We start from the raw sequence: 11,378 nt of genomic DNA, 5'->3' as shown, positions 1-11,378 counted from the left end.
CTATTCGTTTATAAAAAACCAACTTGTTAAGTTGGTTTTTTTTTGTCTATATTAAGGTAAAGAGCAGCCCTTTATGGAGAAGTAGGCGCTAGTTATTTCTAGATATCCAAGCTTTTCTTACTGAGCGGCGCCAAATCAAGTCAATACCAAAATAGCCAATAACACTGGCAATAGATGCACACACAAGCGAACCCACTAAAAAAGCGGGGCCAATTGTCGTTAAACTTTCTATAAACCATGCCCAACTTGCTTCAAACGCAAAATGTTGCTCAGGTTGATTTAGCACTAATGTACCAACCAAGTACGAGCCGTAAAAGATAGGTGGCATTGTAAGTGGGTTAGTGATCCACACTAAAGCAACTGATATAGGCAAATTAACTCTTAAGATTATGGCTGCGGCAGCGGCTAGCACCATTTGAAAAGGAACAGGGATGAATGCAAAGAAAAGTCCAACGGCAAAAGCACCGCGTGCTGAGCGTCGATTTAAATGCCAAAGGTTAGCATCATGCAAAAGACGACCAAATATTTTTAGTGATTTGTGATGTCTAATTTTATTTGGATCAGGTAAAAACCGTTGGATCGTTTTTTTAGCCATTTAAAGCAACCATTTACGTCTGTGTGGATGAGTCTTGGATTTGTTGTCGGTGTCGTTATTACCGTGTTTTATTATCAAACCCTTGAATTTACAATTATCACAATTTCAATCCTCATTGTGAGCACGTATTTTAAGCCGTTTTTAACTGTATTGTTAGGCTTTATTTGCGGTATTTGCTGCGTAGCAGCACATTTTATCTTGTTTTATTCATTTGAGTTACCTGAACAGCACAAAAAATATGCTTATTCAGTCGATGTTGTTGTAGAAGAGGTTATTTCTGCTACACCTCCCCAATATGTAAAAGTTAAATTAACGCGTTTGGAAGACAGTGAATATAGTCACTTTAGGGCACCTTATGCCTTATTAAGTATCAATTTTGCACAACCAATTCATTCTGGTGATGCTTTTAATGCTCAAGTGAGACTTAAAAACTATAGATCCATTAAGAATTTTACTGTTTTTGATAATCAGCTTTATGCTTTTACACAAAAGATAGCGTTTAAAGGTACGGTGCTCAATAAACAGCTTAATATTAAAAGCTCTCAAAAAAGTAATGCCGTTTCAGCCTATAGAGTTTATGTCAAAAAGTTGGTAAATAATGCTGAGCTTAATTGGCTCTATTATACGTTGTTAACTGGCGATAAGTCTTTAATGACATTCGAGCATAAAGAGTTAATGCAGAGTCTTGGGTTAAGTCATTTATTAGCCATTTCTGGGTTACATATCTCTCTAGTGTTTGGTTTTTGTTATTTTGTCACACGGTTTTGTCTTAAGTTGGTTAAACCTGAACTAAATCAAGCATTAAATGTTTCTATTGTTTATAGCGCTGTTGGTTTTGTTGTAGCTTTTATTTATGTTTATTTAAGTGATTTTATCATTTCTGCAACCCGCGCTTTAATTATGTTGGGCTGTTATTTGCTACTTTATTATTTGGCAAAGCAGTCATTGAGGTGGCGCAGTATTTTATTCGCACTGGTCATTATTTTAGCGATTAACCCATTTAGTGTATTAAACCCAGGGCTTTACTTTTCGTTTTTAGCAGTATGTATTATTTTTATTGTTTTAAAGCAATTTCCGCTTCGGGGTAACTCATTACTAGCCAATATACGAACATTATTTATTATTCAACTGGGATTATTTATTGGCTTATTACCCTTGTCATTATACTTTTTTAATGGTGTGAGTTTAGCGGGTTTAGTTTTAAATCTAGTCGCTATTCCCATTTTATCTTTTGTATTAATGCCTGCTTTATTTTTAAGTGTGTTACTGGGATTATTAACCGATTGGTACGCATTTATCGTATTATATGATTTTCCATTGGCCTATTTTTACCAAATGCTGCAGGCAATACCTCAGCAGGTACGTTGGCTTAATGTCGGACAGATAAGTATGACCACCGTGGTGCTGCTTTATAGTGTTGTACCCTTACTTTATTTTATTGAGCTTCGCTTACTAGCCTGCATTCCGATTTTGACTTTGCTTTTTAACTATTACTTTACGCAAACCAGCCTTTGGCAGTTAAACGTATTTGATGTAGGCCACGGTTTAATGGTACTGATAGAAAAAGATAAACATGCGTTTATTTATGATTTTGGCCCGAGTTATTTTAATCGCTTTAGTCGTGTCACTAGTGTTTTACTACCCTATATTAATGCTCATAACCTAACAGTAACTAACTCGATTGTAAGCCATCAAGATAACGACCATTCAGGAGGCGCTGCGCACTTTAAAAAAGCCGGTTATGCATGGAGCTTTGATTATTTTCATCCAGGTGGTGTATATAAAGACTGCATAGCGACAAAAATATACTTTCAAGGTTTGAGTATTCAAACCTTTGCAAAAGAGGAGTTTAATAACAGTAATGATAATTCCTGTGTCGTTAAAATCTCAAGTGCCAACCATAGTGTGCTTCTCACTGGTGATATATCAAAGGCGAGGGAGTCTAAATTAATTAAACGAGGGCGTGATTTACAAAGTACCGTTTTGTTAAGTCCTCATCACGGCAGTGATAGCTCCTCCAGTGTTGAGTTTATCAAGGCCGTAAACCCAACATTCGTGATTCATTCAAGTGCGTATCAAGGCCAGTGGCAATTTCCAAGTAAAGCGGTAGTTAAGCGTTACAATAAAATAAACGCCAAACAATATAGCACCGGTGATGTAGGACAAATTCGGGTTAATTTTTATGCTAAACACTTAGAGCTGAGTACCGCAAGAGGGGCGGAAAGTTATTGGTTTATCAAAGATTGACGTTTTGTTTTGCTGTTGCTAAGGATACAATAGGGGCTGTTACTGGTTTTAGAGAGTGTTATGGAACAAAGTACTACACAAATATATAAACGGCTTGTTTCTTACGTTGGCGCTTATAAGTCGATTGCCATCGTCGCGATTATAGGAATGATAGGTTATTCAGGTATGGATGCATTATTCATTCAACTGATGAAGCCGTTTATCGATGAAGGTTTAAACGAGCGTAACAGCCAGGTACTTACTTATGCGCCATTTGTGGTTATTGCGCTGGTTATCGGGCGTGGCGTATTTAACTTTATGTCATCTTACTGTTTAAGCTATGTAGGCTCACAAGTCGTGAGGGCGCTGCGCCAAGAATTGTTTGAACACATTTTACATTTACCGGTGTCCTTTCACGATAAAAACTCAACCGGCGATTTGATTTCTAAAATTACCTTTGACACCGAGCAAGTTCAACAAGCAATCACCAAAGCACTGCTTATTGTTGTGCGTGAAGGCGCTTTTGTGGTGTTTTTACTCGCTGTGATGTTTTATACCAGTTGGCAGTTGTCGTTAATCTTTTTAGTTATTATCCCGCTTGTGGCTATCATAGTAGCTGTGGTGTCTAAACGCTTTCGTCATATCTCGAAAAATATTCAGTCAGCGATGGGACAAGTTACCCGTAGTTCAGAGCAAATGCTCAGTGGTCACAAAGTGATCCATGGCTTTGGTGGGCAAACACAAGAAATTGATCAATTTTCTAAAATTAATAATCATAACCGCCAACAACGTATCAAGATGGATGCGACTAAAGCGCTAAGTGTCTCTATTATTCAAATTTTGGCTGCCAGTGCTATGGCTGTTATTTTATGGGTTGTGTCGATGCCCTCTATGATAGACAGTATTAGCTCTGGGGATTTTGTCGTACTCATCTCATCGATGATGATGCTACTGCGCCCATTAAAGCAACTTGCCAATGTAAACAGTGACTTACAGCGAGGTATTTCAGCTGCTCAGAGTGTTTTTTTAGTGTTAGATGAAGAAATTGAAAAAGACACGGGTACCTTTTCGGTTGATAAGGTAAAAGGGCATATTGAGGTGAAAAATGTGACCTTTAAATACCCAACCAAGGATGAAGCCGTGCTTAACGATTTATCACTGAACATAAAAGCCGGTGAGAGTATTGCCCTTGTTGGCCGCTCTGGCTCGGGTAAATCGACTATTTCTAACTTGTTACCCCGATATTATGACTTAGAAGCGCCAAGCGAAATTTTACTCGATGGCATTGCTCTTAATGAATATAAGCTTACTGATCTTCGCCGTCAATTTGCGTTAGTGTCGCAACAAGTGGTGCTATTTAATGACACGATTGCCAATAATATTTGTTATGGTTTACAACGCGAAATCTCTATCGAAGAGCTTCATGACGTTGCAAAACAAGCCCATGTGTGGGAGTTTGTAAAAGACTTACCTGAGCAACTTAACACTATGGTTGGCGAGAATGGGGTAATGCTTTCAGGCGGGCAACGTCAACGTATTGCGATTGCCCGTGCTATTTTAAAAGACGCGCCTATTTTAATTTTAGATGAAGCGACCTCGGCCTTGGATACTGAGTCTGAAAAGCTTATCCAACATGCTCTTGATATATTAATGAAAGATAAAACCTCTATTGTTATCGCTCATAGGCTATCGACTATTGAAAATAGTGACCGTATCTATGTGATTGATAACGGTAAAGTGATAGAAAGTGGTACGCATACTGAATTACTGACTAACGATGGTACCTACTCAGCTCTTTGTAAAATGCAGTTTGGTGAGCAGGGGTGAGTAAAATAGAGCAAAGCTGGTACAAACCTTTTAGCTTAATTACCTTATTGTTATTACCACTGTCCGCTTTTTTTGGCTGTGTTGCTCTAGTGCGCAAATACTGCTACGAAGTGGGTGTTTTTAAGCCATTTGTTAGTAATACTCCAGTAATTGTTGTTGGCAATATAAGTGTTGGCGGCAATGGTAAGACTCCATTTGTATTGTGGCTACATGATTACTTAACCGCTCAAGGCTTATCTGTTGGTTTAATTAGTCGCGGCTATGGTGGGCAAGCAGCTCATTATCCATTATTAGTAACTGCAAATACGACGACTTTAGAAGCTGGGGATGAACCGGTACTTTTATTTAACCGTTTACAATGTCCGTTAGTTGTGGGGCCAAATAGACAGCAGAATATAGAAATGCTCAATCATCAGTTTCAGCTTGATGTAATCATTTCTGATGATGGCATGCAACACTACAAAATGGCACGCAGTATTGAATGTTGTATTGTTGATAGCGAAAGAAAATTTGGTAATGGTTTTTTAATGCCAGCAGGACCACTTCGTGAAACGGTTTCTCGTTTAAACAGTGTTGATTTAGTCATTGAAAATGGTTCTGAACATGAATTTAGCTATCGCTTGCAGCCATCAATTATTAAACGTGTTGCTGATAATACTGAGATAAAAACGACTATAAAAACAGCGCATGCTGTAAGTGCAATCGGTAACCCTCAGCGCTTTGAAGCATCATTAAAAGCACAAGGTATAGCGTTGTTATCAACACATCATTTTCGCGACCATTATGCTTATACCGCCAATGACTTTGCTCAATTTGGTGAGGATTGTATATTAATGACAGAAAAAGATGCGGTTAAGTGCCGTGACTTTGCCAAGCCAAATTGGTATTACCTGCCGGTTGACGCTCAACCAACTGCAGCAGTAATAAACACATTAAATTTATTATTAAAAGAAAAAGGGATCCACCATGGCCTTTGATACAAAATTACTCGAAATTATTGCTTGTCCTGTGTGTAAAGGTAAGTTGCGCTTTGATAAACAAAACCAAGAGCTGATCAGTACAGCAGCAAAGCTAGCTTACCCGGTACGTGATGATATTCCGGTGCTACTTGAAAATGAAGCTCGTGAATTGACTCTTGAAGAGGTAGAAAAGTGGAATTCGTAGTTGTTATCCCTGCGCGTTACGCTTCTACTCGTTTGCCAGGTAAACCACTCGCTGATATTTGTGGCAAACCAATGATACAGCATGTGTATGAAAAAGCCTGTTTGTCAGGAGCCAGCAAGGTGGTTATTGCTACCGACCATCAAAGAGTATTTGATGCTGCTAAACGTTTTACTAGTAATGTTTTGATGACGCGTGAAGATCACCAATCAGGCACAGAGCGCTTAGCCGAAGTAGTGGATTTACTTAATTTAGCCGATGACACTATCGTGGTAAATGTACAAGGTGATGAACCTTTGTTATCCCCTGATAACGTATCACAAGTGGCAACATTATTAGCGCAATCAACGGCACCAATGGCAACCTTAAGTGTTGCTATTGAAGAGCGTGATGAAGTGTTTAATCCTAATGCGGTTAAAGTGGTCAGTGACATTAATAAAAATGCCTTGTATTTTTCAAGAGCGAGCATTCCTTTTGATAGAAGCGCCATGATGGCAGAGCAGCAACCACTGAATTTAGCGCCTTTCCAACGCCACGTAGGTATTTATGCTTACCGTGCAGGATTTATAAAGCAATATATTGAATTAAGCGTTTCACCATTAGAAATACTTGAATCGTTAGAGCAGTTACGCGTGCTATACCATGGTTATGCAATTAAAATAGAGCAAGCATTAGTTACCCCTCATGCAGGAGTCGACACACCAGAAGATTTAGCTAAAGTGGTTGCCCATATTCAAAGTAAAAGCGTGTGAATACAGCACAAACGCCTATATTAAAAGTGCAATATACGCATGATGATTTTTACATCATAAATAAACCGCAAGGGCTTAATTTTCATTCTGAAGAAGGCCCCGGTTTTGTGGTACTAGCTGAGCAACAGTTAAACGAAAAATTATTTGCGGTACACCGTTTAGATAAGGTCACCTCTGGATTGATTATACTCGCGCGAAGCAAAGCGGCAGCAGCAGAATTTACGCAATTATTTACTCAGCATGCTATTAACAAGTTTTATCTAGCGGTTGGTGATACCAAGCCTAAAAAAAAGCAAGGCTGGGTTAAAGGTGATATGGCTAAGTCTCGCCGTGGCACGTATAAATTATTAAACTCACAGAGTAACCCCGCTATTACACGTTTTTATTCGTTTAGCTTTAAAAGCGGTTTTAGAGCTTACCTATTAAAACCCTATTCGGGAAAAACCCATCAGCTCAGGGTGGCATTAAAGAGTATAGGTGCCGCTATATTAGGCGATGCTAGTTATTCTGGGAGTGCCGCTGATCGCATCTATTTGCATGCATTTGCGTTGGATTTTTTATGGAAAGGGCAAAAAATACAACATACCCTGTTGCCACAATCTGGTAAAGAGTATGCGCAATTGATTAAACATCAAGATTTTGATTCTTGGCAAACGCCGTGGAAATTGGATTGGTAAATGAGTGAACAAGTAACTGATATCCGCTTTGGTGGTATTAAACGACTATATGGTCAACAGCAATTTGAGTGGTTACAGCAAGCACATTTTTGTGTTGTAGGTATTGGTGGTGTAGGCAGTTGGACTGCTGAAGCACTAGCGCGTACAGGCGTGGGTAAAATCACCTTAATTGATTTAGACGATATTTGTGCAACCAATGTAAATCGTCAAATTCATGCCTTAACAGGCACAATAGGGGAAGCTAAAGTTGAGGCGATGAAAGCTCGCTGCGAGCTTATCAACCCTGAGTGTGTAGTGAGTGTGATTGATGACTTTATTACCCTTGATAATATTCAACAGCATATTCAAGGTTTTGATTATGTAATAGATTGTATAGATGCGGTAAAAGAAAAAGCAGCATTAATCGCACACTGTAAGCGTAATAAAATGCCTATAATCACCACGGGCGGTGCAGGTGGGCAAACCGATCCTAGTCAAATTACTTTTGGTGATGTGGCAAAAACGACTCAAGATCCATTGCTTGCAAAAGTGCGTTATATTTTGCGTAAGCAGTATAATTTTAGTTCTAATCCAAAACGTAAATTTAATATTGACTGTGTATATTCAACAGAGCAGCTTGTTTATCCAGGTAACGATGGCAGTGTGTGTCATGCGAAACAAAATGCAGATGGCAGTATGAATATGGACTGTAATAATGGCTTTGGCTCAGTGACGATGATCACTGGAAGTTTTGGCTTCTTTGTTGCCGCTAAAGCAGTGAGAAAATATTTAGATAAGCGTGCACGTTTAAATATTTAACTACAGGCTGCTTATCATACTGTTATAAAAAGCGCTTAACGCGCTTTTTGTTTAGCTAAGGTTTGTATTTTTTCAACCATGGCTTTTACCCCATTGCCGCGAGAAGCGCTTAAGTGGCTAATTAAGCCAAGCTTTTCAAATTCTTCATAGGCATTAATGTTTAACACCTCTTCTGGTGTTAAACCGTTATACAGAGCTAAAATTAACGCCAATAAGCCTTTTACTATGCGCGTATCAGAATCACCAATCACAACCAATGCATTTTCTGTCAAATCAAATTCAACAAACATCCACACTTTACTTTCACACCCTTGCACAAGCGCATCGTCGGTTTTTAATATATCGGCTAATGGCGGGAGTGTTTTACCAAGCAACATAATTTCACGGTATTTCTGTTGCCAGCTTGCACTGTTTTCAATGTTTTTACTTACCAGTTGGTATGTGTGAGTCATTATTTATCCAAATTAGTCTAATAAAGCGATGCATTCTTTAAGCGCAGTAATAAATTGGTCTACATCTTTAGTCGTATTATAAAATGCAAAACTTGCTCTGAGTGAGCCATTTAGTTTCAAATGGGTCATCAACGGTTGGGTACAATGATGACCACTTCGCACTGCAACACCATAGCCGTCAAGTAAAGTTGCCAGATCGTACGGATGTTCATTTTTATAATTAAAGCACAATGTACCAATGTTCGATTTTAGGTCGCTATAAATACTAATACCGTCTATTTGATTCAGTGCGTTCGCTGCATAAATAAACAACTGTTGTTCATATTGTTTTAATGTTTGCTGATCAAGTGCCATTAAATACTCAAGCGCCGCACCAAAGCCTAAAACACCGGCTATATTTGGCGTCCCTGCTTCAAATTTAGCGGGAGCGTCACGATAAGTGCTTTGCGTTAGGGTCACTTTTTCAATCATTTCACCACCTGTTTGGTAAGGTGATAATGTATTAAGTGCGCTGTAGCGGCCATATAAACCGCCTAACCCGGTTGGCCCCAACATTTTGTGAGCTGAAAACACGTAAAAATCACAATCAAGCTTTGTTAAATTAGGTCTTAAATGCAAAGCGCTTTGTGCGCCGTCGACTAAAGTTAACGCATCTACTGCCTTTGCAGCGGTGATCAGCGGGGTTAAATCGGTAATATTGCCCAGCGCATTAGAGGCTTGTGTAACAGCTAGAAGCGCAGGCTTTGTGAGTTTAATCACGTCACAGCACTGGTTAATATCAAAGGTGGCATCGTCATTGAGTGGCAGCACTTTTAACGTTGCACCAGTGTATGCCGCGAGTTCTTGCCATGGCACAATATTCGCGTGATGCTCGATTGGGCTAATTAAAATGGTGTCGTTAGTTGTTAATGTATTTCTTAGGCCATGTGCAACTAAGTTAATCGCCTCAGTAGCACCTTTAGTCCAGACAATTTCATTACCGCTTACCTGAAAATAATCAGCAACGCGTTGACGTACTAGCTCATAAGCCGTTGTAGCTTGCTCACTAAGGGTGTGACGGCCGCGATGAACATTTGCATTCTGATAGGTGTAAAACTTGTTAGTAGCGTCAATCACGCATTGTGGCTTTTGCGTTGTTGCAGCCGAGTCTAAATAAACCAAAGGGTAGCCATTGATTGTCTGATTTAGAGTAGGGAAATCATTACGGATTGTTTTAGGATCAAACAAGGACACAGACATAGGCTCATAAAGTTAATCAATTCGGGCAAGAATTGTAATCGGTTTAAGATAATTCTCAAGTAACATGTAATAAAAAAGGCCGCAATAGCGGCCTTTTAAAGCTAACTTTAAAGCTTAGCGCTTGTCAGTTGCTTTGTAATCACGGGCTGTTTCACCTGTGTAAAGCTGACGTGGGCGGCTGATCTTGTGGCCAGGTTGAGAAAGCATCTCATCCCAGTGTGAGATCCAACCTACAGTACGTGCCATTGCAAAAATTACAGTGAACATACTTGTAGGAATACCAATCGCTTTTAAGATAATACCTGAGTAAAAATCTACGTTAGGGTAAAGTTTCTTCTCAACAAAGTACGGGTCTTCAAGTGCAATTTGCTCAAGCTTCATTGCGATATCAAGCAATGGATCTTGAATGTTTAGCTCTTCTAACACTTCATGACACGTTTGACGCATTACTGTTGCACGTGGATCGAAGTTTTTGTAAACACGGTGTCCAAAGCCCATAAGACGGAACGGGTCCGCTTTATCTTTTGCTTTTGCTACGTATTCGTCAATGCGATCAACTGAGCCAATTTCTTCTAACATGTTTAAACATGCTTCGTTAGCACCGCCGTGAGCAGGGCCCCAAAGTGATGCAATACCCGCAGCAATACATGCATAAGGGTTAGCACCAGAAGAACCTGCTAAACGTACTGTTGACGTTGAAGCATTTTGTTCGTGGTCAGCATGAAGCATGAAGATTTTATCCATTGCTTTAGCTGTTACTGGGTTTACTTTGTATTCTTCAGCAGGCACAGAAAACATCATGTGTAAGAAGTTTTCTGCATAGCTTAAATCATTGCGTGGGTATACAAACGGTTGACCGATGTTTGTTTTGTATGCCATTGCTGCAATTGTTGGTAACTTAGCAACTAATTTAATAGCGCTTGTTTTACGTTGAACTGCGTCTGTGATATCAAGATCTTCATGGTAAAAAGAAGATAAAGCACCAACCACACCACAAAGCATTGCCATTGGGTGAGCATCAAAGCGGAAACCTTGGAAGAAGTTTGCTATTTTCTCATCTAGCATGGTGCTACGAGTGATTTTTGTAGCAAAATCATCGTACTGCTCTTTAGTTGGTAACTCACCATTTAATAGTAAGTAACATAACTCAATGTAGTTAGAGCTTTCTGCTAACTGCTCGATTGGGTAACCACGGTGTAGTAAAACACCTTTACCACCATCGATGTAAGTGATGGTAGATTCACAAGAACCAGTCGACATGAAACCTGGATCATAAGTAAAGTGACCATGTGAGCCGAGTGTACGTACATCAATTACATCTTGGCCAGCAGTACCTTGATAAATTGGAAGTTCGATTGGATCTAGCCCATCAATATGGACTGTGGCTTTCTTATCTGCCATCTATGTATCTCCTATTAAGATAACTATTCTGATTTTTATATTCTAAAATCTATTCTAAGCACATTTTTACATTTTAACGTGAAAGAGGGGGTTAAAGTCAATTTTTATAAGTATTATGCATATATGTATAATAAATATTCGGTATAGATTGAATATTATACCATTGGCTAATTCGCAAACGACTCAAAGTAAACAAGAATTGTAAAAGAGCCTCCGGCTATATATACTAACGGAGGTTTTTAACCGATTT

General features: G+C 39.1%; 11 protein-coding genes. 7 read left to right on the top strand and 4 right to left on the bottom strand.

The features are described from left to right. Positions 1-88: 88 nt before the first annotated feature. Complete coding sequence (locus tag FLM47_RS08325; protein WP_138606077.1) at positions 89-595, bottom strand: DUF2062 domain-containing protein; 507 nt, start codon at positions 593-595, stop codon at positions 89-91. Here FLM47_RS08325 and FLM47_RS08320 point away from each other — a divergent pair. From FLM47_RS08320 to tcdA, 7 genes are read left to right on the top strand one after another with little or no spacing between them, the layout of a single operon-like run. Beyond that, complete coding sequence (locus FLM47_RS08320; protein WP_178956139.1) at positions 575-2,842, top strand: DNA internalization-related competence protein ComEC/Rec2; 2,268 nt, start codon at positions 575-577, stop codon at positions 2,840-2,842. The two genes, FLM47_RS08325 and FLM47_RS08320, sit on opposite strands and share 21 nt — an antisense overlap. A 60-nt stretch (positions 2,843-2,902) precedes the next feature. Further along, positions 2,903-4,648 (top strand): lipid A export permease/ATP-binding protein MsbA, encoded by a 1,746-nt coding sequence (gene msbA / locus FLM47_RS08315; RefSeq protein WP_041709516.1) that lies wholly within the window; start codon positions 2,903-2,905, stop codon positions 4,646-4,648. After that, a complete protein-coding gene (gene lpxK, locus FLM47_RS08310) occupies positions 4,645-5,625 on the top strand; it encodes a tetraacyldisaccharide 4'-kinase (RefSeq protein ID WP_178956138.1) in 981 nt (326 codons plus the stop codon). Before msbA ends, lpxK begins: the two co-directional genes overlap by 4 nt. After that, complete coding sequence (locus FLM47_RS08305) at positions 5,615-5,812, top strand: Trm112 family protein (protein WP_138606085.1); 198 nt, start codon at positions 5,615-5,617, stop codon at positions 5,810-5,812. Before lpxK ends, FLM47_RS08305 begins: the two co-directional genes overlap by 11 nt. Continuing rightward, complete coding sequence (kdsB, locus tag FLM47_RS08300; RefSeq protein ID WP_178956137.1) at positions 5,800-6,561, top strand: 3-deoxy-manno-octulosonate cytidylyltransferase; 762 nt, start codon at positions 5,800-5,802, stop codon at positions 6,559-6,561. The genes FLM47_RS08305 and kdsB overlap by 13 nt, the downstream gene beginning before the upstream one ends. Next, complete coding sequence (locus FLM47_RS08295) at positions 6,558-7,238, top strand: TIGR01621 family pseudouridine synthase (protein WP_178956136.1); 681 nt, start codon at positions 6,558-6,560, stop codon at positions 7,236-7,238. The genes kdsB and FLM47_RS08295 overlap by 4 nt, the downstream gene beginning before the upstream one ends. Next, positions 7,239-8,036 (top strand): tRNA cyclic N6-threonylcarbamoyladenosine(37) synthase TcdA, encoded by a 798-nt coding sequence (gene tcdA, locus FLM47_RS08290; RefSeq protein ID WP_178956135.1) that lies wholly within the window; start codon positions 7,239-7,241, stop codon positions 8,034-8,036. It begins immediately after the preceding gene. Positions 8,037-8,071: 35 nt separating this feature from the next. Here tcdA and FLM47_RS08285 read toward each other — a convergent pair whose 3' ends face one another. The 3 genes from FLM47_RS08285 to FLM47_RS08275 form a co-directional block, all read right to left on the bottom strand. Beyond that, complete coding sequence (locus FLM47_RS08285; protein ID WP_178956134.1) at positions 8,072-8,488, bottom strand: SufE family protein; 417 nt, start codon at positions 8,486-8,488, stop codon at positions 8,072-8,074. A gap of 12 nt (positions 8,489-8,500) precedes the next feature. Then, positions 8,501-9,727, bottom strand: coding sequence for an aminotransferase class V-fold PLP-dependent enzyme (locus FLM47_RS08280; RefSeq protein ID WP_178956133.1), 1,227 nt, complete (start codon positions 9,725-9,727; stop codon positions 8,501-8,503). A gap of 114 nt (positions 9,728-9,841) precedes the next feature. Continuing rightward, positions 9,842-11,128 (bottom strand): citrate synthase, encoded by a 1,287-nt coding sequence (locus FLM47_RS08275; RefSeq protein ID WP_138606097.1) that lies wholly within the window; start codon positions 11,126-11,128, stop codon positions 9,842-9,844. Positions 11,129-11,378: the final 250 nt, after the last annotated feature.

Source organism: Pseudoalteromonas sp. Scap06, from assembly GCF_013394165.1.
Classification (GTDB): domain Bacteria; phylum Pseudomonadota; class Gammaproteobacteria; order Enterobacterales; family Alteromonadaceae; genus Pseudoalteromonas.
Note: the sequence above shows the minus strand (reverse complement) of the source record. Positions and strands in the feature narration are given on the sequence as shown.